Annotated in this window: 21 protein-coding genes; 16 read left to right on the forward strand and 5 right to left on the reverse strand. The window is 67.4% G+C overall.

The features are described 5' to 3' along the window. Positions 1–2 precede the first annotated feature (2 nt). Genes V5A19_RS09350 through V5A19_RS09360 form a run of 3 tightly spaced genes read right to left on the reverse strand, consistent with a single transcriptional unit; the run spans position 3 to position 2,492 of the window. Positions 3–1,214: a cation diffusion facilitator family transporter gene (locus V5A19_RS09350; RefSeq protein ID WP_332319094.1), complete on the reverse strand. Its 1,212-nt coding sequence runs from the start codon at positions 1,212–1,214 to the stop codon at positions 3–5. Beyond that, positions 1,211–1,456, reverse strand: a complete 246-nt coding sequence (locus V5A19_RS09355; RefSeq protein ID WP_332319093.1) for a sulfurtransferase TusA family protein — start codon at positions 1,454–1,456, stop codon at positions 1,211–1,213. Before V5A19_RS09355 ends, V5A19_RS09350 begins: the two co-directional genes overlap by 4 nt. Beyond that, positions 1,449–2,492 (reverse strand): hypothetical protein, encoded by a 1,044-nt coding sequence (locus V5A19_RS09360; RefSeq protein WP_332319092.1) that lies wholly within the window; start codon positions 2,490–2,492, stop codon positions 1,449–1,451. Before V5A19_RS09360 ends, V5A19_RS09355 begins: the two co-directional genes overlap by 8 nt. A 348-nt stretch (positions 2,493–2,840) precedes the next feature. On the opposite strand from V5A19_RS09360, the gene V5A19_RS09365 reads away from it, so the two are divergent. Both V5A19_RS09365 and V5A19_RS09370 read left to right on the forward strand, forming a co-directional pair. After that, positions 2,841–3,305, forward strand: coding sequence for a rhodanese-like domain-containing protein (locus tag V5A19_RS09365; protein ID WP_332319091.1), 465 nt, complete (start codon positions 2,841–2,843; stop codon positions 3,303–3,305). A 6-nt stretch (positions 3,306–3,311) separates the two neighbouring features. Continuing rightward, on the forward strand, positions 3,312–3,971 hold the full coding sequence (locus tag V5A19_RS09370) for a Crp/Fnr family transcriptional regulator (protein WP_332319090.1): 660 nt from the start codon (positions 3,312–3,314) through the stop codon (positions 3,969–3,971). A 12-nt stretch (positions 3,972–3,983) separates the two neighbouring features. Here V5A19_RS09370 and V5A19_RS09375 read toward each other — a convergent pair whose 3' ends face one another. Beyond that, a complete protein-coding gene (locus tag V5A19_RS09375) occupies positions 3,984–5,039 on the reverse strand; it encodes a DUF3187 family protein (protein ID WP_332319089.1) in 1,056 nt (351 codons plus the stop codon). Positions 5,040–5,077: 38 nt separating this feature from the next. Then, entirely contained in the window at positions 5,078–5,869 is a 792-nt protein-coding gene (locus V5A19_RS09380) for a DNA-formamidopyrimidine glycosylase family protein (protein ID WP_332319088.1), read from the reverse strand. Between the two features lie 183 nt (positions 5,870–6,052). On the opposite strand from V5A19_RS09380, the gene V5A19_RS09385 reads away from it, so the two are divergent. From V5A19_RS09385 to V5A19_RS09450, 14 genes are all read left to right on the forward strand, one after another. Further along, complete coding sequence (locus V5A19_RS09385) at positions 6,053–6,220, forward strand: hypothetical protein (protein WP_332319087.1); 168 nt, start codon at positions 6,053–6,055, stop codon at positions 6,218–6,220. A 98-nt stretch (positions 6,221–6,318) separates the two neighbouring features. Further along, positions 6,319–6,456 carry a hypothetical protein gene (locus tag V5A19_RS09390; RefSeq protein ID WP_332319086.1) on the forward strand — a complete coding sequence of 46 codons (138 nt, stop codon included), beginning with the start codon at positions 6,319–6,321 and terminating at the stop codon, positions 6,454–6,456. 408 nt (positions 6,457–6,864) lie between these two features. Next, positions 6,865–9,318, forward strand: a complete 2,454-nt coding sequence (gene leuS / locus V5A19_RS09395; protein ID WP_332319085.1) for a leucine--tRNA ligase — start codon at positions 6,865–6,867, stop codon at positions 9,316–9,318. Between the two features lie 94 nt (positions 9,319–9,412). Next, positions 9,413–9,886, forward strand: a complete 474-nt coding sequence (locus tag V5A19_RS09400) for an LPS-assembly lipoprotein LptE (protein WP_332327769.1) — start codon at positions 9,413–9,415, stop codon at positions 9,884–9,886. 39 nt (positions 9,887–9,925) lie between these two features. Then, positions 9,926–10,963 carry a DNA polymerase III subunit delta gene (gene holA / locus V5A19_RS09405; RefSeq protein ID WP_332319083.1) on the forward strand — a complete coding sequence of 346 codons (1,038 nt, stop codon included), beginning with the start codon at positions 9,926–9,928 and terminating at the stop codon, positions 10,961–10,963. Positions 10,964–11,166: 203 nt separating this feature from the next. Next, complete coding sequence (locus tag V5A19_RS09410) at positions 11,167–12,426, forward strand: glutamate-5-semialdehyde dehydrogenase (RefSeq protein ID WP_332319082.1); 1,260 nt, start codon at positions 11,167–11,169, stop codon at positions 12,424–12,426. A gap of 7 nt (positions 12,427–12,433) precedes the next feature. Continuing rightward, on the forward strand, positions 12,434–13,114 hold the full coding sequence (nadD, locus tag V5A19_RS09415) for a nicotinate-nucleotide adenylyltransferase (RefSeq protein ID WP_332319081.1): 681 nt from the start codon (positions 12,434–12,436) through the stop codon (positions 13,112–13,114). Further along, positions 13,101–13,508: a ribosome silencing factor gene (rsfS, locus tag V5A19_RS09420; protein ID WP_332319080.1), complete on the forward strand. Its 408-nt coding sequence runs from the start codon at positions 13,101–13,103 to the stop codon at positions 13,506–13,508. Before nadD ends, rsfS begins: the two co-directional genes overlap by 14 nt. A 10-nt stretch (positions 13,509–13,518) precedes the next feature. Continuing rightward, a complete protein-coding gene (locus V5A19_RS09425) occupies positions 13,519–14,109 on the forward strand; it encodes a Maf family protein (RefSeq protein WP_332319079.1) in 591 nt (196 codons plus the stop codon). Further along, the gene (rng, locus tag V5A19_RS09430) at positions 14,106–15,575 is read left to right on the forward strand and encodes a ribonuclease G (protein ID WP_332319078.1); all 1,470 of its coding nucleotides are present in this window, start codon (positions 14,106–14,108) and stop codon (positions 15,573–15,575) included. Before V5A19_RS09425 ends, rng begins: the two co-directional genes overlap by 4 nt. Before the next feature lie 111 nt (positions 15,576–15,686). Beyond that, positions 15,687–16,136, forward strand: a complete 450-nt coding sequence (gene parS / locus V5A19_RS09435) for a type II RES/Xre toxin-antitoxin system antitoxin (RefSeq protein ID WP_332319077.1) — start codon at positions 15,687–15,689, stop codon at positions 16,134–16,136. Beyond that, the gene (locus V5A19_RS09440) at positions 16,133–16,618 is read left to right on the forward strand and encodes an RES family NAD+ phosphorylase (RefSeq protein WP_332319076.1); all 486 of its coding nucleotides are present in this window, start codon (positions 16,133–16,135) and stop codon (positions 16,616–16,618) included. The genes parS and V5A19_RS09440 overlap by 4 nt, the downstream gene beginning before the upstream one ends. Positions 16,619–16,753: 135 nt before the next feature. Next, the gene (locus tag V5A19_RS09445) at positions 16,754–19,000 is read left to right on the forward strand and encodes a peptidase domain-containing ABC transporter (protein ID WP_332319075.1); all 2,247 of its coding nucleotides are present in this window, start codon (positions 16,754–16,756) and stop codon (positions 18,998–19,000) included. A 1,405-nt stretch (positions 19,001–20,405) separates the two neighbouring features. Further along, on the forward strand, positions 20,406–20,810 hold the full coding sequence (locus V5A19_RS09450) for a hypothetical protein (protein ID WP_332319074.1): 405 nt from the start codon (positions 20,406–20,408) through the stop codon (positions 20,808–20,810). The last annotated feature ends 424 nt before the right edge of the window (positions 20,811–21,234 follow it).

A 21,234-nucleotide genomic window follows, 5' to 3' on the forward strand; every position in this document is an offset into this window, starting at 1 on the left:
GGTCAGTGGGCAACCGCGCCTCCGGTCCGGGCTTGGGTTTCGGAGTGCGGCACGTACAGATTGACCTGGGAATCGCTGGCCTCGGTGTTAGCGCGGATGGTCTGACGCACCGCTTCCGCCTCGGCGTAGGCAGACTCCAGATCCAGGCTGGGATCCACTTCGATAGCCAGGTCCAGGGTGATCTCGCCGTTCAGGTAGTGGACAGTGTAATCCCGCACGGCCAGGTTGCGATCGAGGGCCTGGATGCAGCGGAAGACTTCGGCCATGACCTCGCCGCGCTGGGCCAGGAGGGGAATGCCCTGCTCGTCGTCTTCGGGGTCCACGTGAACCAGCACCTCGGACACCTCCGGATGGCTGTCGATCAGGTGGCGCCGAACCCGCTCGGCGATCTGATGGCCCTCCGAGACGCTGATGGTGCCGGGCACCTGGATATGGACGTCCACCAGGGCCTCGGGGCCCATGCGCCGGGTCTTGAGGTTGTGCACCGATTGCACCCCCTCGATGCGCAGGATCTGGCGCTGGATGCGGTCCACCTCCTGTTCGTCTAGGGCGGTGTCCACCAGCTCCCGGACAGCCTCCCAGCCCAGCTTGCCGCCGGCCCAGACCACCATCAAGGCCACCGCCATGGCCGCCACTGTGTCCAGCACGATCCAGCCCATTAGGGAGCCGGCGATGCCGGCCAGGGCCGCCAGGGAGGACAGGGCGTCGGTGCGATGGTGCCAGGCGTTGGCGATGATGCTGGAGGCCCGGTATTTGCGGCCGATGTGGACCTGGACCCGGAACAGCCATTCGTTGGCACCGATGGAGAAGGCGGCGGCCACCAGCGCCGGCCAGGTGGGCAGGGGGATCTCACCGGCGGCTAGGCGCACGGCCGCATTGATGGCGATGCCCAGGCCGGCGCCGATCAGGATAAGCCCCAGCACCACGGTGCCCAGGGTCTCGAAGCGGCCGTGGCCGTAGGGGTGGTCGGTGTCGGACTCCTGGGCCCCCATGCGCACCGCGGCCAGCACCAGGGCGTCGGTCAGCAAGTCGGACAGCGAGTGCAGGGCGTCGGCTACAAGCGCTTGGGAATGGGCGAGCACGCCGAACACGCCCTTGACCAGAGCGAGCAGGAGGTTGGTGGCGACGCCGATCCAGGTGACCTTCTTGGAGGCCTTGTAGCGCTCGGGATCGGTGGCGGCGACGCCGCCGCTATCGGGAGCGGCTTCCCTCATGCGTCCTTCACCCGCACGATCACCACCTGCTCCTCAAACTCCTCCCGGGACTTGAGCACCGTGTGGCCGTTAACGCGGCACCAGGACGGGATGTCGTAGAGCACCCCGGGGTCGCTGGCGCGCACCTCCAGAACGGAGCCTGGTGCCAGCTGCTTGATCCGTTCCTCGGTGCGGATCACAGGCATGGGGCACAGCAGGCCGCGGGCGTCGAGCTCCTTCCGGGAGTCGGCCGTTTCAGACATGCCATTGCTCTGGGATCCGGCCCGGCGACATGGGCGCCACTTCCGCCAAATAGGGCTCGCCCCCGGGCGGGGTGATCTCGGTGCGCACCCGGTCGGCCATCTTGCCCTTGCCGTAGCGGGCGGTGATGCTTGCCGCTGTGTCCAGGTCATCGCTGTCCGGTTCACCTTCCACCAGGGCGAGGGGGCCCGGATTGTCCAGGTCCCGCACCGCGTGGAAGCGTTTGCGATACCCTTGCAAAAAGCGGTTCTCGCCCTCCTCGCGGGCGATTATCAGCTTGTAGTGGTCCGCCGGGCGGATGTGGCGGCCCAGCTTGAGCAACATGATGTCGTCGAGGTCGTATTCCCGCGTACCCCGGGCCTGCCAAAGGTCCGCCAGCTTACGCGAGAAGTGCTCGTCGGTCAGGAAGCAGCAGCCCCCGGCCGGCTGGGCGTAGTCCTCGAAGCCGTACTGGGCCGCCAGCTGCATCTGCGGCTTGCGCGAGCGGCCTGTGAAGTCATGCAGCTGTTCGCGGTCCACCCAGCCCTCGCGCTCGGGCAGGGTGGGCTCCAGCCGCTTGGCGCACAGGGGGCGCAGCAGGCGGTCACCGGCGCCGGACTCCTCGGCCACAACCGGAAAGGTGTCGCGGCGCTGGGATTTGGGACGCTGGCCGATGACCTCGCCCGTGATGATGAAGTCGAAGCCGTTTGCCTCCATCCACTCCCGGGCCTTGGCCACCATGAATCCCTTGCAGTCCAGGCACGGGTTCAGGTTCTGGCCGTAACCGTGCTTGGGGTTGGTGACCACGCTTACGTATTCCTGCGAGATGTCCACGATGTGGCACTTGATGCTCACCTGCTCGGCCGACCACAGGGCGTTATTGCGCTTGGCCTTGTCCTTGTCCTTCTGGCGGATGGCATGGGTGTGGCCCTCCACGCAGAAGCCGGTGAAGAAATTGATGCCTTCCACGTGGACGCCCTGTTCGGCGACCACCTTGGCGGCCAGCATGGAATCCAGCCCGCCGGAGAGCAGTGCAACGGCCTTGGGCTGTTCGCTCATTCCGCCTTCCTCCGTGGCGTAATTGATTGACCGGCCGACGCTATGGGCCGGGGATGAAGCGCATGGCAATGGGGCACCCCGGCACCCCCGGGGGCCGGGGCTGTGTCGTCCGGGGATAACCGCTTAGAATTAACCTAGGAAATGGTAACGTATCGCTATCGAAAATGCCTCCAAAGGACCGTCCTGGAGCCGCCAATGGGCCCTCCCCATAAACGGGCTCCCCGCTTCGCCCAGCCGCAGGCCCGAGCGAGCGGGTAGGGTCATCGCCATTGCCCCTACCCCCACCCGGGGAAACCGGGAAGTCCAATCTGTTAATCCAGACGCCCAGGTATTAAGGAAGGTTCCCACATGACCGAGGAGACGCCCGAACAGATCAGGGAGCGCGCCCGCAGCCGCTCCCAGGCCAGTGACCGCCCGTTCGAGGGCGAGGTTACCCCCAAAGAGGCCTATCACCTGCTCCAGGAACTGCCCAATGCCCGGCTGGTGGATGTGCGCACCCAGGCCGAGCGCGACTTCGTGGGCTATCCCACCGTGGGCACCCACGTGGAATGGGAGACCTACCCGGGCATGACCTACAATCCCGACTTCCCCGATCAGCTCAAGGCGGATATGGGCACCGACGAGGATCAGGTGCTCATCTTTATGTGCCGCAGCGGCGGTCGCTCAGCCAAGGCCGCCGAGGCCATGAGCCAGCAGGGCTACCCCCATTGCTACAACCTGCTGCAGGGCTTCGAGGGCGACAAGGATGAAAGCAATCACCGCGGCACCCGGGACGGTTGGAAGGCCGAAGGCCTGCCCTGGGAGCAGAAATAGGCGGGCATGAGTAGCCAGTTCTTTGCCAATGTGCCGCTGTTTGCCGGCATGTCGGCGGAAAAGCTGCAGGCCGTGGACCAGCTGGCGGTGGGTCGGTCCTTTCCGCGCGGCCGGCTGATCTTTAGTCAGGGCGATTCCGCCGACGGCATGTATCTGGTGCAGTCAGGCCGCGTCAAGGTTTTCCTAGCCCAGGAGGATGGGGACGAGGTCATCCTTGGCCTGCTGGGTCCGGGTGACTATTTCGGGGAGATGGCCCTTATCGATGCCGAGGCCCGCTCGAGTGCGGCAATGGCCCATCAGGACTGTGAGCTTAGCTTTATCGCCAAGCGGGACTTCCGACGGTTGCTGCGGGAGTCCCCCGAACTCGCCCAGAGCTTGTTGCAGGGCCTTTCCGAACGCCTGCGCATGGCCAACGGCATGATCGCCTCCCTGGCCACCGAGGACGTAACCGGGCGGTTGGTTCGTGTGCTCCTCCAGTACGGCGAGATCGATCAGGAGCGGCTGGTTGTGGCCGAGCCCTTCACCCAGCAGGATATGGCGCGAATGGTTGGCGCTTCGCGGGAAATGGTTAACCGCTCGTTGCAGGAGCTGGCGCGACAGGGGGTGATTGAGCACGGTAGCGATCGGATTGTGCTGAAGGGCTTGGCGGACGCAATCGGATCCTAACTGGTCTGGGGTCTAGGGGATGGTGCGCGAGCCGGCGTAGCTTCGGGAAAGCCTTAAGTGGAGGGTGATGTCCGGTGCGGTGCCCACGGCCAGATCCTCCGAGAACCCCGCTTCCGCGCGGTAGCCTGCTCCGGGCTCCCAGGCGGCCCCCAGGCCCAGCTGAATGGTCGCCCCTCCGAGGGGATCGAGGGAGCTGTCGTACATCGGGGTATGACCGTCCAGCTGAGCCGTCAGGCTTAGGGTGTCCAGCCATGATAGGTTGACTCCGGCCCGCCCGAAGCCCGCCCAGTTGCGGTGCAGGTCGGGGAGGACATCGCTGTCGGTCATGTACAGCACCCCGCCGGCAACATGCCACCCCCACGCCCCGCTGGCGTCCAGCCGGCCATCAGAGGCCAGCCAGGAAGCCACATCCCAGCTGCCGCTGCCCAGAAGCCGGTCGGGATCGCCGGTGGGGACCTCGATCCTAAGGCCGGCCGAAGCGCTGTTCCAGGGCCCTGCCATGCCGCGTACGGGAAAGCCCGCGCTGAAGGCCACGTCGCCGGGGCCGGCTGCGGCTTGGGTTCGTTTCAGGATCTCCTTGCCCGAAGCATCCACCACCCGGTAGCGGAGCTCGTTGTGGCGGCGGTCGGCGCGGTCGCCCTGGGGCAGGCCAAGGGCGTCGTGCCAGGCCTCGATCGCCCCGTCCAGAACTCCGCCGTTATGGGCTAGCCAGGGCGCCTCCAGGGCCCACCAGCTGCCCCATTGGGCAGAGAAGGGACCGGTAGTGGTCAGGGCGAGACGCTGCGTTTCACCGTCAAAGCGGGCGAAGGGACGGCCCGAGCCGTCGCTAACGGCGTGGTTGGCCCAGTCCACGCCCAGGTGAAGCCGGGTCTCGGCGGCGGGATCAGGGCCCTGGGTGATGCGGGGCAGGCCGTAGACCTGGACCACCGGGCTGAGGTTGGCGGCGTCCAGGGAGCTGGTGCCGGCTTCGGCCGTCTTTGCGGTCATCACCACCAAGCCCAACGCCAGAAGGCTTGGCAGCCGGCGACGGAAGCCCAATTTGGTGCGCGCGGCCCAGCCCGGCTCCATGGAAAGCCCCTATTTGGCCCGCCCGCCAATCCCGGGAGTCATTGCTGACAGCTGGAACAGAAGTGGGTAGTGCGTCCCTGGATCTTGCGCTTTTCCAGCGCTTCGCCGCATTTGGGGCAGGCTTCACTGCCCTCCGCGAGCGCCCGGCTCAGGTAGCCATTGGGCAGCTGCTCCGGGCGAGCCTGACAGCGCACCGCCTTGTCGACCGTGGCCGAAGCGGCCACCCGCAGCCTTTCGGCTTCCTCCCGGGCCAGGTCGCTGGCCTTACGGTCCGGACGGATCCCGGCCTGGAACAGGATCTCATCGGCAATGCCGGGCCCTACCCCGGCAATCAGGTCAGGCTCGAGAAGCAGGCCCTTGATCTGGGCACGGCGCGCATGCAGGGCCTGCCACCACTGCTCCGGAACGAGCCGTCCGTTGAGGGCGTCGGGGCCGAAAGTCCCCAGATCGGGAACAGTGGACTCGTCGCTAATGAAGGCTAGCCAGCTCTGGTTGCGCGGGTCCACCACCGCCAGACCGCCGCTGTCGCTGAAGCGCATGCCCAGCCTCGTGCCCCGGGGTGGTTCCTCGTGCGGGCGCACCTGCTCGATGGCGGCGCTGGGGCTTAGGCTCAGCAGCAGCACCGCGGATTCGTCCACCTCGAGGAGCAGGAAGTGGCCAAAGCGGGCGATCCCCGTGAAGACCGCTCCTGCCAGGCCCTGGCGTAGGGTGTCGGGATCCGTACCGTCCAGGATCCCTTCGTCCAGAATGGCCATCTCCCGGACGGGCCGGCCCAGGATCTTGGGGTCCAGACGTTGGCGGCTGATCTCGATTTCGGGTAGTTCCGGCATGGCCTCTGCACGCTGCGGTGCCTGCGCCTATGGGCGGCATCCGCGGGGAGGATTGAGGGCGGTCTGGGTGACCCGCGACCGGTTGCATCGCCTGCGGCGGCGCATGGAGGGTACCAGCTTCGACCGGCTGATGCATGCCTGGCTGTCCTCCAGGTGTGGCGGGGGCTATGATGTGGCCGGGCGGTGGCAGGGCCCCAGCCGACTCCGCCTTCGGCCCGTTCCCGGGTGGCCGGTACGGAAGGCGGCGGCGCACGGTTCACCGTGCTTATCGGCGAGGCCAGCGAGCGCCATGAGGTCCCGGACCCCCTGTTGCGGGAAGTGATCCGCGCCGAGAGCGACTTCGTTCCTTAGGCCGTCTCCTCCGCCGGAGCCCAGCGCCTTATGCAGCTCCTGCCGGAGACAGCCCAAGAGCTCGGTGCGATAATCCCTTCCACCCCCGGCAGACCATGATGGGTGGCACCCGGTACCTGCGTCTTCTGCTGGATCCCTACGACGGCGACCGGGAGCTGGGCCTAGCCGCCTGCAACTGGGGCATGGGCAACCTGCAGGCCAGCCCCGGCTCGCTCGCCGAGGAAACCGTGCGCTAGGTTGGCCGGATCCGCGACAGCCTCGACGACGCCCCGGCCTGGCAGGATGGATTCCCTCTAGCCAAATTTTAGGTATAGCGGAAACGTTAAGGCTGAATTCCGATCGCTCCTGTCTCATGGACCGGGCGATTGTAGGAAACCGGCTTCGCCGGGCGAGACGTTGCCGGATCGAGGCGCCCGAATCGATGGCTCGCCCGATTAATTGGGTTCCTACGGTGGCGCTGGCGCCGTGGCTGCCGTTTTCCAAAGCAACTGGACGCATCTAAACCGTTGGAACGAATTGGCCCTGCCCAGCCCGATCCTCAGCTTCCGGGCCGGCCGAGGCCTGTGGCAGAATTGCCGGCTTTCCATCCGCGACGGCGGATACGGACCGCCCAAGGTGCGGGCAAGCGAGATCGGCAGGAGCCCATGGAGCGCGACTACAACCCCCACGAACTCGAACGGGCCGTCCAGCAGAGCTGGGAGGCTGAGGACGCCTTCGCCGTCGGCGAAGAGCTGGACCGGCAGAAGTTCTATTGCCTGTCTATGTTCCCCTATCCCTCCGGCCGCCTGCACATGGGCCATGTGCGCAACTACACCATCGGCGACGTGATCGCCCGCTACCAGCGCATGGAGGGCTACAATGTCCTCCAGCCCATGGGCTGGGATGCCTTCGGCCTGCCGGCGGAAAACGCCGCCATCGAGCGTGGCACCTCGCCGGCCGCCTGGACCCGCGCCAACATCGCCGAAATGAAGACCCAGCTCAAGCGTCTGGGCTTCGGCTACGATTGGAACCGTGAGCTGGCCACCTGCGATCCCGATTACTACAAATGGGAGCAGTGGGTGTTCCTGCGCCTGCTCAAAGAGGGGCTCGCCTACCGCAAGAAGGCCCCGGTCAACTGGTGCCCCAACGACCAGACGGTGCTCGCCAACGAGCAGGTGGTCGATGGCGCCTGCTGGCGCTGTGACACCCCGGTGGAGCGCCGCGAGATCGACCAGTGGTTCCTGGCGATCACCGAGTACGCCGACGAGCTCCTAGACGAGCTGGGCAACCTGGCGGGCTGGCCGGATGAGGTGCGCGCCATGCAGCGCAACTGGATCGGCCGCTCCCGCGGGGTCCAGGTACGTTTCGCGGTGGCCGGGGCCGAGCAGGAGCTGTCGGTGTTCACCACCCGCCCCGACACCCTCATGGGCGTGACCTACCTGGCGGTGGCACCGGAGCATCCCTTGGCCCAGGCGTCGGCGGAGAGCAATGCCGACGTGGCTGCCTTCGTCGAGCGCATGTCGAATCGAGCCACCGCGGAGGGCGAGCTGGAGGCCCAGGAGAAAGAGGGCATCCGCCTGGCCGCCGAGGCCATCCATCCGCTTTCCGGCGAGCGCCTGCCGGTTTACGCTGCCAACTTCGTGCTCATGGCCTACGGCGAGGGCGCGGTCATGGCGGTGCCTGCCCACGACCAGCGCGACTTCGAGTTCGCCACCAAGTACGACCTCCCCATCCGGCCGGTGGTGGTCCCGGAGGGCGGCGACCTGGACCCTGGGAGCATGACCGAGGCCTTCACCGAGCCGGGGGTCCTCAAGGACTCCGAGGCCTTCAGCGGCCTCACCTCCGCCGGGGCCTTCGAGGCCATAGCCGATAAGCTCAAGGCCCTGGGCCGGGGCGAGCGCCGCACCAACTACCGCCTCCGGGACTGGGGGGTCTCCCGCCAGCGCTACTGGGGCGCCCCCATCCCGGTGATCCACTGCGACGCCTGCGGGGCGGTCCCCGTCCCGGAGGCGGACCTGCCGGTGGTCCTGCCCGAGATGGAGCTCCGCGAGGCGGCCTCGCCGCTGAAGCAGTCCCCCGAGTTCTACCGCACCACCTGCCCCGAGTGCGGCGGCGCCGCTGAGCGCGAGACGGACACCTTCGACACCTTCGTCGAGTCCTCCTGGTACTTCGCCCGCTACACCAGCCCGGACAGCGATGCCGCCATGGTGGACGAGCGCGCCGGCTACTGGCTGCCGGTGGACCAGTATGTCGGCGGCGTGGAGCATGCCGTGCTCCATCTGCTCTACGCCCGCTTCGTCAACAAGCTAATGCGCGATACCGGCCTGATCGCCAGCGACGAGCCGTTCACCCGCCTGCTGACCCAGGGCATGGTGCTCTATGGCGGCGCCAAGATGTCCAAATCCAAGGGCAACGTGGTCGATCCCCAGGAGATGATCGACCGCTTCGGGGCCGACACGGTGCGGTTGTTCATCCTTTTCGCCGCACCGCCGGAGCAGGCCCTGGAGTGGTCCGACGAGGGCGTCCAGGGCGCGCACCGCTTCCTCAACCGGCTGTGGCGGCTGACCGCTGACTTCGCCGAGGCCGGTCCGGTCCCGGCGCTGCCGGCGGAGCTGGCCGAGGAGGCCGCTGATCTGCGCCATCAGGTCCATGCCCTGATCCAGCGCGCCAGCGACGATGTCCGGCGGCGCTACCACTTCAACACCGCGGTGGCGGCGACCATGGAGATCACCAACGCCCTGGGCAAGCAGGTCGGCAGCGACGATCGGGGCATGCGTGCCGTGGTGGGCGAGGGGCTGAGCGCCGTGGTGCGGCTGCTGTCACCCATGACGCCGCACCTGGCCAATGCCTTGTGGCAGGGGCTGGGCCATACGGGAACGGTTGAGCACGCCGCCTGGCCCGAGCCCGACCCGACAGCCCTGCAACGCGAGAGCGTGGACCTTGTGGTCCAGGTCAACGGCAAGAACCGGGACGAGATCCGGGTACCGGCCGACGCCGACGAGGCGGCCGTCCGCGAGCAGGCCCTGACCAGCGAGCGGGTTCGGGAGTTCGTGGGTGACACCCCGGTGCGCAAGGTGGTCGTGGTGCCGGGCAAGCTGGTGAACGTGGTTGCCAAGTAGGAGCGGCTATCAGCCGCGACCCGAGCTCGGCTCTAGCGGTCGCGGTCAGTGGCCCCTCCTAACGGGGGCCATGGGGTCCGGAGCGCTCCTCCTGGTGGCCCTGATCCTCGTCACCGCCTGCGGCTACCACTTCCCCGGGAGCGGCGCATTCCCGGCCGATATCCGCAGCATTTACCTGGATGCCGAGCCGGCGGATTCGCCCCTGGCCCGGGCCCTTGCGGACGCCCTGCGCCGGGACGACGAGGTGAGGCTGGTCAGCAGCCGCAGCCAGGCCGAGGGGGTGCTGGTGGTGACAGGCGGTGGCCTCAGCAGCAGCGCCGCGGCCATCGACACCGCCGGGGTGGCCACCGAGTACGAGGTGACGGTGCGCGCGGACTTCCGGCTGCTCAAACCGGGCCGGGAGGCCGGCGAGGTGGTCAGCGAGTCCCAGGGGCTGGAGACCAGCACCACCTTCCCGTCCGAGGGCACCACACCCACCGCCGAGGAGGCCAACAAGCGCCGCGCCGGGCGCCAGGCCGCCGAGGACCTGGCCCGGCGCATCCTGCGATCCGTTAAATCCAGCTTCTAAGGGCCAGGGAATGGCCACCGAAACGGCAGGGGACGAGCCGTGAACCTCCGCTCCGAGCAGGATCTGGACCGGCTTCTGGAGCGCGGCGCGCCGCCGCTGATCCTGATCCACAGCGACGCCCCGCTGCTGCGGGAAGAGGCGGCGAGCCGGGTGCGCCGGGCGCTCACCGCCGACCCCGAGGTGGAGCGCCACGCCTTTCGTGCCGACGAGCAGATCGATTACGCCTTCCTGAGCCAGGAGCTGGCGGCGCCGTCGCTGTTCGCCCCGCGCCGATTGTTCGAGGTCCATTACGGCGGCGATTCCCCCAAGGACGAGGGCGCCAAATGGCTCCAGGAGGTGGCCGGTGACCCGCCGCCGGACGCCTGGCTCGTGATCACCTGCGGCTATCAGTCCAAGCAGGCCCAGAAGAAGAAGTGGTTCCAGGCGGTGGAGGGGGCCGGGGCCAGCCTGGCCCTGTTCCCCCCGCGGCGGCACGAGCTGACCGGCTGGCTGAAGCGGCGCCTGGGCGAGCGCGGCCTGGCGGTGGATCGGGACGGGCTGGCCTTGCTGGCCGAACGGGTGGAAGGCAATCTGGAAGCGGCGGCCGGCGAGGTGGAGAAGCTGGCCCTGTATACCGGGGGGCAGGGGGGCGAGTTCGGAGTCGATGACGTCCTCGCCGCCGTGGGCGACCAGGCGCGGTTCACGGTATTCGACCTCGCCGATGCCGCCCTGGCCCGCGAGCCGGATCGCTGCGTTCGGGCCGTGGCCGCGCTGCGCGCCGAGGGCGTGGCACTGCCGCCGGTGATCGGCGCCCTGGCCAAGGAGGTGCGGAACCTCATCGCCCTCCAGGGCTGCGTCACCCGCGGCGAGGACGTGGAGGCCGCTTGTCGCAAGCGCGGTATCTTCCCCCCGCGCAAGCAGGCCATGCAGGGCCTGGCTCGTGCGCTCCCCGAGGAATCGGCCGAGCAGGCCCTGATGCGTCTGGCCCGGGCCGACCGCGTTGCCAAGGGGGCCGCCGAAGGCGACGGCTGGACGCTGGTGGAGGCCGCGGTGCTCCACTTGGCCGGTGGCCCTGAGCTGCCCGCGCTTCGGGCCTGAGGCCCTGGAGCGGGGCGCGGGCGGCGTTGTCCAACTAGGATGCCCAATCGAAGGCGCCGTAGGAGCGGCGGTCCCCGCCGCGACGCCGTTCGTGGTGACCCACGCCCGGTCGCGGCGAGGGGCCGCCGCTCCTACACAATTGCTTAATCAACGCCGAAAATCCCCGCCGCGGAGGGGGCGCGGCGATCGGCAGGAGAACCGCCATGGAAGACGCCACCGCTTACGTCCGTGACCTAGGGCAGCGCGCCCGCAAGGCCTCACGGGAGCTGGATCGGCTCGATCCCGGACTCAAGGATCGGGCCCTGACCGCCATGGCCGACCGGATCGAGGCCGAGGCCAATACCATTCTGGCGGCCAACCGGGAGGACCTGGAACGTGCCCGGGCCGAGGGGCTCGACTCGGCCCTGGTGGACCGGTTGGAGCTCAATGCCGACCGCATAGCCGCCATGGCCGACGGCCTGCGCCAGGTGGCCGGCTTGCCCGACCCGGTAGGCGCCATCGACGAGCTGCGCACCCGGCCCAGTGGCATCCAGGTGGGCCGGATGCGGGTTCCGCTGGGTGTTATCGGCATCATCTACGAGTCCCGGCCCAATGTCACCGCGGACGCCGCGGCGCTGTGCCTGAAGTCGGGCAATGCCGCCATCCTGCGCGGCGGCTCCGAGGCCATCACCTCCAACCGGGCCATCAGCCGCATCATGCAGACGGTGCTGGAGGAGGTGGGCCTGCCCACCGGGGTGGTGTCGGTTATCGACACCTCGGATCGCGCCGCCGTGGGCGCCCTGCTGGGCATGCCGGAGTACGTCGACATCATCATCCCCCGCGGCGGCAAGGGGTTGATCGAGCGGGTGGCGCGGGACTCCCAAGTGCCGGTGATCAAGCACCTGGAGGGCAACTGCCACACCTTCATCGATGCCGACGCCGACCTGGCCAAGTCCGCGGAAGTAGCCTTCAACGCCAAGACCCAGCGCTACGGCACCTGCAATACCATGGAGACCCTGCTGGTGGATCGGGCCGTGGCCGGTGACGTGCTGCCCGACCTGAGCCGGCGCTTCGGCGAAACCGGGGTGGAGCTGCGCGGTTGCGAGCGCACGCAGGAGCTGGTCCCCGAGGCGCATCCGGCCACTGAGGACGACTGGGACACCGAGTATCTCGGCCCTACCCTGGCGGTGCGCGTGGTGGACGGTATGGAGGCGGCCATGACCCACATCGCCGAGCACGGCTCGGGCCACACCGACGTCATCTGCACCGAGAGCTACACCAAGGCGCGGCGCTTCCTGCGCGAGGTGGACTCGTCGTCGGTCATGGTCAATGCCTCGAGCCGGTTCGCCGACGGCTACGAGTACGGCCTGGGTGCGGAGATCGGGATCTCCACCAACAAGCTCCACGTGCGCGGGCCGGTGGGCCTGCAGGGGCTGACCACGCAGAAGTTCGTGGTCCTCGGCGACGGCCAGGTGCGGGGCTGAAGACCGGGTGAGCGCCGCCACCACCGACGACCCCCTGGCCGGCGAAGGTCCCCTGCTGCTTATGGGCGGGACCTTCGACCCCGTGCATTTTGGCCATCTGCGCCCGGCGGAGGAGGTGCGGGTGGCCCTGGGGGCGGAGCGAGTGATGCTGGTGCCCTGTGGCGATCCGCCCCACCGCGCGCCGCCCGACACCCCCGCCGAGCACCGCCTGGCCATGACCCGTGCCGCCGGGGAGGGCCATGCCACAGTGTCGGTCCTGGACTGGGAAGTGCGCACGGAGGGACCGTCCTACACCGTGCTCACCCTCGAGTGGCTCCGGGAGCGCTTGGGTCAGCGCCCCATCGTCACTATTATGGGTAGTGACGCCTTTACCCATTTGCACCACTGGCACCAGTGGGAGCGCCTCATCGACCTGACCCATATCGCCGCCGTGCGCCGGCCCGGTACGCCCATCGGAGAGCTCGAAAGCCCGCTGCCCGAGGCTTTGGCCGGACGCTGGAGCGATGATCCCGACGACCTCCGGCAGGCAAGCGGCGGCCGGGTCATGGCCTTCGACGTCACCCGGCTCGACATCAGCGCCACCGCCATCCGGGAGCTGACCGCTGCCGGGCAGAGTCCGCGTTTCCTGCTGCCCCGAACCGTTGAGGTATACATCAATTCCCATGAGCTCTACCTTGACCAATCCTGACCGGCCATCCCGGGAGCGCGCCGAAGGCGACCGCCTGCTGGCGATCCTCCAAGAGACCCTCGAGGACCGCAAGGCCAAGGACATCCAGGTCTTGGACGTGTCCGACCGCAGCGGCTTCGCGGACTACTTCGTCATCGCCACCGGTACCTCAGCGCGCCATGTCAGCGCCATCGCTCAGCACCTGCAGGAGACGGCCAAGCACGCCGGCTTCCAGCCCACGGGCGTGGAAGGCGCCGATGGCGGTGACTGGGTTCTGCTCGACCTGGGGGCCGTGGTGGTCCACGTCATGCGGGCGGAGACCCGGGCCTACTACAATCTCGAGGAGCTGTGGTCGGACATCCTGGCTGGCTCCTCCGGCAACGACTCCGAAGCCGGCCCGGCGGCCGACGGCTGACCGCCGGCGCATGAGCCCACCAGCCCGCCTGCACCTCGCCAGTGCCTCCCCCCGGCGGGCCGAGCTCCTGGACCAGCTCGGCCTGGCACACGGGGCCATCGACGCCGCCGTTGACGAAACCCACCGCGCCGGCGAGACCCCCGCGGACTATGTCGAGCGCGTCGCCACCGCCAAGGCGGCCGCCGGTGCCGGGGTCGCCGGGCTGCCCGCAGAGGGTGCCCTGGCCCTGGGCGCCGATACCACCATCGAGCTCGGCGGCCGCCTTCTGGGCAAGCCCAACGACGCCGACGAGGCCAGGTCCTGGCTCACCGCCCTGTCTGGACGCAGCCACGATGTGCTCTCCGCGGTCGCCGGCTGCGACGGCCGCCATAGCGCCTGCCGGGTGAGCCGCACCACCGTGACCATGCGGGTCATCCCCCCCGAGGAGATCGAGGCCTATCTGGCCACCGGCGAGCCCGAGGGCAAGGCCGGCGCCTACGCCATCCAGGGCCGGGCGGCGGTGTTTGTGGCGCGGCTCGAAGGCAGCTATTCGGCCGTGATGGGCCTGCCCCTGCACGAGACCGACCAGATCCTCAAGGCATTCGGCTGGAGCGCGCTGTGAGCGGCAGCGAGATCCTGGTCAACGTTACGCCCCAGGAAGTGCGCGTGGCCATCGTGGAGAACGGCCTCCTCCAGGAGGTCCATATAGAGCGCCCGCGTACCAGGGGCATAGTGGGCAACATCTACAAGGGCAAGGTGTGCCGGGTGCTGCCGGGGATGCAGGCGGCGTTCATCGACATCGGCCTGGACAAGGCCGCCTTCCTGCACGCCTCCGATGTCCTGCCCCCGGAAGGCGCCGACCTGCCCACGGGCGGCGAGGAGCCGCCCATCGCCGACCTGCTGGCCGAGGGCGACGAGGTGGTGGTCCAGGTCAACAAGGACCCCATGGGCACCAAGGGCGCCCGCGTCTCCACCCAGCTCACCCTGCCGTCCAGATTCCTGGTCTACATGCCCTTCATCGAACGGGTGGGAGTGTCCCGCCGCATCGCCGACCCCGACGAGCGCGCCCGCCTCAAGGAGGTCATGGAGACCCTCCATCCCCCCGAGGAGCCCGGTGGTTTCATCGTGCGCACCGTCAGCGAGGGCGTCGGCGAGACCGACTTCGAGCGGGACGTGCGCTTCCTGCGCCGGCTGTGGGAGTCCCTCCAGCAGCGCATCCGGTGGGCTCGGGCTCCGGAGCTGGTGCACGAGGACTTTACCCTGCCCATGCGCGCCATGCGCGACATGGTGGACGACCAGGTGGACCGGGTGCGCATCGACTCGCGCGAGACCTGGGATCGCCTCCAGACCTTCGCCCGCGACTACGTCCCGGAGGTGGCCGGACGCATCGAGTACTACCCCGGCGAGCGCCCCATCTTCGACCTGTACTCGGTGGAGGAGGAGATCCAGCGCTCGCTCTCGCGCACGGTCTACCTCAAGTCCGGCGGCCATCTGGTCATCGACCAGACCGAGGCGCTGACCTCCATTGACGTCAACACCGGCGGCTACGTCGGCAAGAAGACCCTCGAGGAGACCATCCTCAAGACCAACCTGGAGGCCACCCAGGCCATCGCCCGCCAGCTGCGCCTGCGCAACCTGGGCGGCATCATCATCATCGACTTTATCGACATGGAGAAGCCGGACCACCGCGAGCGGGTCTACTATGCCCTGGAGCACGCGCTGTCCCGGGACCGGGCCAAGTCCCACCTGGAGGGCTTCTCCCGCTTAGGGTTGGTGGAGATGACGCGTAAGCGCACCCGCGAGTCGCTGGAGCGCACCATGACCCAGCACTGCCCCTACTGCCACGGCCGCGGGGTGGTGAAGTCGGTGCAGACGGTGTGCTACGAGATCTTCCGCGAGACCCTGCGCGAGGCCCGCCAGTACCCCGCCGAGCAGCTGCTCATCCTGGCCAATCCGTCCGTGGTGGACACCCTCCTCGACGAGGAAAGCCAGGGCCTCGCCGACCTGGAGTCCTTCATCGGCAAGTCCATCACCCTTCGCTCCGAGGACGGCTACACCCAGGAGCAGTTCGACGTGGTGGTGCTGTAGGGCTGCTACGGGTCGGCACCGCCAGCCCCGCCTACCGGGCCGGAACCCTTGATTGGGAAAATGGTCAGATGTCATGTAAGGTAGCGACAAACTGCTGTTAGGGAGGCGGCCATGTCGGAGCTGGTAACCCCGCAAGCCATCACGCACTACCTCGGCGGCGAAGGAGCTCTGGGCACCATGGTCCGGAACCGCCGCCAGCTAGCCCGCCTCACCGAGGAGGGGATCCCCTTTGCCTCGGTAGGTCACCTGCTTAAGGAGCTGAATATTACCCAGCGGGAAATGGCCGGTCTGCTGGGGGTGAACATCCGGACATTGAGCCGGAACAAGGGCAGCCAGGCCCGCCTGGACCCCGGTGCCAGCGATCGCGCCTACCGGGCGGCCCGCCTTCTGGCCCTGGCGACCGAGGTGCTTGGCGGTCTCGAGCCGGCCCAGGAATGGCTGCATGAGCCTCAGCGGGCCTTGGGCGGCGAGACCCCGCTGCATCTGATGGCCATGGGCGGCTCCGGTCCCGAGGAGGTGGAGGAGCTCCTGCTACGGATGGAATACGGCGTCTACGCGTGAGGGTCGCTTGGCGCATCACCAAGGCCCGTTATGCCGAGGGGGCGCTAAGCGGGGAAGGCGGGCGGCTGGTGAGCGGGCGCTGGCATTTCCGGGGCAGCCCGGTGGTCTATCTGAGCGAAACGGTCTCTCTCGCGGCCATGGAGACCTTTGTCCATTTACCCCTCAAATACAGCGCCCCGGAAAACGAATTCGTTTTGATCCCCGTAACCATCCCGGAAGGTGTCCCGGTTACGGAGATCCCGGTCCGTAAGCTTCCCAACGGTTGGGACAAGGACCCGGCCCCCGAAAGCACCCAGCACCTCGGGCAGCAGTGGCTGGACAATGGGGAAACCGCCCTGCTGAAGGTTCCCTCCTCGGTGATACCCCGGGAAAGCAACTACCTCTTAAACCCCCTTCACGCGGATGCCTCCCGGCTCCAGGCCTCGCCCCCCGAACCCTTCGATTTCGATCCCCGGATGTTCACCTCCAGTCGCTGCCACTGATTCCCCCGCGGTTGGAGTAACCGAGGGGGAGACGGGCTTGACAGATAAAGCCCGAGTCTTTTGGCTACAGGTCGGGCCGACAAAAAAGGGGGGCGGCGGCCAAGGCGCGAAGCGCCCAAGCCGCCGGAATGGGGCATGGACCAGCCTGATCATCACCTATCCCGCCAGGACTTTTTCTGGGCGCTCGCCAGCGCCGCTCATCTGAACCGGATCCCGTTCGACGCGGATCTGGCCCTTGAGCGTTTCCCGCCGCCGTATGGCCGGGCCGAGCTGGAGTCGGCCCTGGCCGACTACGGCATCGAGGCCTCATTGGTCACCGCCGGCAAGGCCGGCCCGGAGGTCACCCAGGTCCCCTGCCTGGTGCTGTTCCGGGCCGAGCCGGAATCATCAGCCGAAGAGGTCGGCCAAGGGGATGGGGGGCCGGTGGCCGGCGAGGCCGACGGCGCCGAAGCGGCCCCGGCCAACCGGGGTCCCCCGGTGCGCCCGGCCATCATCACCGGCTTGAGTGAGGGCACGCTTACCTATTTCACCCCGGACAGCGACGAGGCGCAGCACCTCCCCTCCGGCGAATTCCACCAAAGGTTCGATGCCCGCATCGTCGTCCTCCGCGCCGCCGAGGAGGACATCGACGACGATCCCGCCGCCGAGACCCAGCGCCCCTTCGGCTTCCGCTGGTTCATCCCCGAGCTGCTGCGCCACAAGCCCATCTGGCGCGACATCCTGCTCGCCTCCCTGTTCATCCAGATCCTGGGCCTGGCCACGCCGCTGTTCACCCAGGTCATCATCGACAAGGTCATCGTCCACCAGGCCCTGAACACCCTCGGCGTCATCGCCGTGGGACTGTTCATGTTCATGGCCTTCAGCTCGGTGATGACCTGGGTGCGCCAGTACCTGATCATCCACACCGGCAACCGCATCGACGCCGTGCTGGGCTCAAAGGTGCTCGCCCACCTGTTCGAGCTGCCCATGCGCTACTTCGAGCACCGCCCCACCGGCACGCTGGTGGCGCGCATCGAAGGCATGCAGACCATCCGCGAGTTCCTCACCGGCGCCGCGGTGGCCCTGTTCCTGGACCTGCCGTTCCTATTCGTCTTCCTGGCGGTGATGGTCTACTACTCGCTATGGCTGACCCTGATCGTGGTGACCATCCTGGCCCTGATCGCCATCATCAGCCTCGCCATCACCCCCGCCCTGCGCCGGCGGCTCAACCGCCAGTTCCTGCTCGGCGCCCGCAACCAGGCCTTCGTCACCGAGTACATCTCGGGCATGGAGACGGTGAAGTCGCTGCAGATGGAGCCCCAGCTCAACCGCCGTTACGGCGACTACCTCTCTTCCTACCTGGATTCGACCTTCCGCGCCCGCACCCTGGGCAACACCTACAACGTGGCGGCGAACAGCCTGGAGCAGCTCATGACCCTGGCCGTGCTGACCATCGGCGCCTACACCGTCATGCAGCGGCCCGACTTCACCGTGGGCATGCTGGTGGCCTTCAACATGTTCGCCAGCCGCCTGTCCCAGCCCGTGCTGCGGCTGGTGAGCCTGTGGCAGGAATTCCAGCAGGCCGACATCGCCGTCAAGCGCCTGGGCGACATCATGGACGCCCCGCGCGAGCCCTACCGCGCCGTGCCCGCCCGCACCCAGGACCACAAGGGCGGGATCGGCATCGAGGGCCTGGCCTTCCGCTACGACGACGACCAGCCCCTGCTCTACGAGGATCTGGACGTCCAGATCCCGGCCGGCACCTGCGCCGCCGTCAAGGGCCCCTCCGGCACCGGCAAGAGCACCCTGGCCAAGCTGCTGCTCGGCTTCTACCGCCCCAGCGCCGGGCGCATCCGCATCGACGGCCACGACATCCGCCACCTGGCCGCCAACGAGCTGCGCGCCCTGTTCGGCGTGGTGCCGCAGGAGACGGTGCTGTTCGCCGGAACCGTCCACGACAACCTTACCGCCGGCAATCCCAGCGCCACCTTCGAGCAAGCCGTTGCCGCCGCCCGCATGGCCGGCATCCACGAAACCATCGAGGCCCTGCCCGAGGGCTACCAGACCGAGCTCGGCGAGCACGGCACCGGCCTGTCCGGCGGCCAGCGCCAGCGCCTGGCCATCGCCCGGGCCCTGCTCAAGCAGCCCCGGATCCTGATCTTCGACGAAGCCACCAGCCACCTCGACGCCGAGACCGCCGAGCAGGTTGCCAGGACGGTCAACGACCTCAAGGGCAAGGTGACGATCCTGTTCATCACGCACGCGTTGCCGAAGGCGCTGGCGGTGGATCGGACGGTGCGGCTGGACGGAGGCGGGGGCGCTGAAGTTGCGGAGAAGGCTGGCAAGGGACATTCGCAACAGGCTGCCGGGCCGGATCCGGCGACGGTGACCGGCGGGTTTTGATGGCAGGGCGGAAAGAATCCGGGTACACCGTGGTGTATTCGGTCACCCTTCTTCTCGGTGGCGAGCGGGAATTCCGAACTTGGTTATCCGGTTCGGTCAAGAGGCATGCCGGAATTCAGGCTCGAATCCTGTAGGAGCGGCCATTGGCCGCGACAGGAAGGGCCTCCAATCCGGGCCAGGGCTGGTAGCCCCTCCTGCAAGCACCAGCCCTGAATGAGGCCGATAGCCAATATTCCGAAAGTTGTCCCCAGATCTAGGGGAAAACCCGTGTATCAAGCGCTTATTGAATTCTGAATCCCTGAAACTAAAAAAGGGGGCAATGGTGTTCCAACGGTATTGGGAGACGGGTAATCCCCTGAAAGCCGTCGACAGATTGTTAGGAGTGAAGACTGGCTTTTTCTCGGTCAGCACGGCGCTTCTGGTCATCACGGTAATGGTTCTGGGGCCGGCGCCTTTGCCTAATGTTAAGGCGGCACCCGGCCCTCTGTCCGCGGAGCAGCTTAGCCGACTGGAGCAGAAAGACCCCGCACGGTTGTTCCGGAAGCTCTTCCGCCTGGAGAGTCGGGGTGACCTTGAAGTTGCCCTTGATTGGCTGAAACCGCGGGTCCTCAAGGCCAAAGGATCCCGTTACGCGTATGCCTATTCCCTGAACCTCTGGCGGGCGGGACTCAAGGATTCGGCAGTGGCTATGTGGCTAAGCGGCCGGGTGCTGGCGATGGTGGACGGTTCCAAATGCAAGGACCCTTCGGGGCCTCCCGCCCGGATTGCCCAGCTCGACCGATTGGCGGCCCCGGTTGTCCACCATTACCGGAAACTGAAACGGGAGGGTGATGAACTGGAGAAGCAAAAGAGGATCGCTCTTGAAATTGAGCGTCAATACGGGGGCTCCGGGGCCAATAGGTGGGTTTGCGCTGGAGGTATGGCCCACATCAAAGAATTGATCGAGGAAAATCCGGGAGCCGTGGCAGAAGGCCAAGGATCGGACAAGTACATCGGGGAGGTTAAGGCTGTCCCCGAGGATTCGTCGGTTGAGCCCGAGCTGATTCCCGAGTCCGAGTGGCCCAAAGCTCGGGCACAAGCGGTTTCCGCCTTCAAGGAGTTCATCGGGCGGGCGTCCGAAACCCCCGAACGCAAGGCTGGGGCTGAGCCGGCCCCTGAGGAACCCTCCGAGCCGGGGGCCTCGGATTCAGGCGTGGAGTCTTCGGGAAAAGGCCGGGCTTCTGTTGAACGATCGATGCCACCGGAACCCCAGGCCACCCCTCAATGGGGGGAGGAAAGCAAGCCCAAGCTGCACGTTATTGGCATTCAAAGCCCGGTGGACCCTAAGGCCGACCAGGGCCCGTGGTGGGCCCGGTGCGAAGGGGATAAGAGCAACCGGGAAGTAGGCCGGGAATGCCACCAAAAAATGGTGCGGCGCAAGAATAACCAGTTGTGGCCGGTCCAGGTCACCGTGGAAACGAAAGAACCCGTCGTTGTGGCTTTGATGGCCTATCGCAACGCCCATTGGAAGGTACGGAACAAAGGCAAGGGCCCGATAAAGGGGGTGGTCCTGGCCGGTCACGGCAAACAGAAAGTCTCCGGCCTTTCCCGCCAAGTTCCGGTTCAGGCCTACACGTACAAGGATTCCCCTTGCGGCCCTTGCCGGGAAAGCGGCAATTGGTTCCAGGCCTTTCGCCGGGGGACTGAGGACTACCGCAAGGCCGTGGATCGGCTCAAGGAGATAACCGGCCTGCGTCCCGCCTCCTTTCAGGGACGCGAGGAAGGCAAGGCCTTCTACGTTGGCGGTGGCTCCCAGGCCTTCGGCAAATGATTAACGGGGCCTGGATTGGCCCCTATGCGGCCACGGGTTCTCGAGCCCCTTTTTCGCCGGTTTGGGGGACCGCGCCGCTGGAGAACGCCCTCGCCAGGGAGATCAGCGGGGAATTCGCCGGGGCGGAAAAGGAGCTGAAGGCCGAGACTGCCGTGGCTTGAGCCAGGACTGCCGAATACGGAAAGGGATTGATCGATGGGGTTTTTAGGCCGTTTCGGCCCCGTGTTGGCCGTTCTAGTTCTTGGTCTTGCTTGGGAGATTCCGGTGAAGGCCGGCGACGACTACGCCACCACCTTCACGCCCAAGGCGGGCGAGGCCTACCAGAAAGACATCAACGTCTGGGTCTACACCGCCGGGTTCGCCGAGCGGTTCGGCATGCCCGAGGAGTGGGTGAGCGGGGAGCTGGAGGGGGCCCATGCGGCGG

This window comes from Thiohalorhabdus sp., from assembly GCF_036628635.1.
Classification (GTDB): Bacteria; Pseudomonadota; Gammaproteobacteria; order Thiohalorhabdales; family Thiohalorhabdaceae; genus Thiohalorhabdus.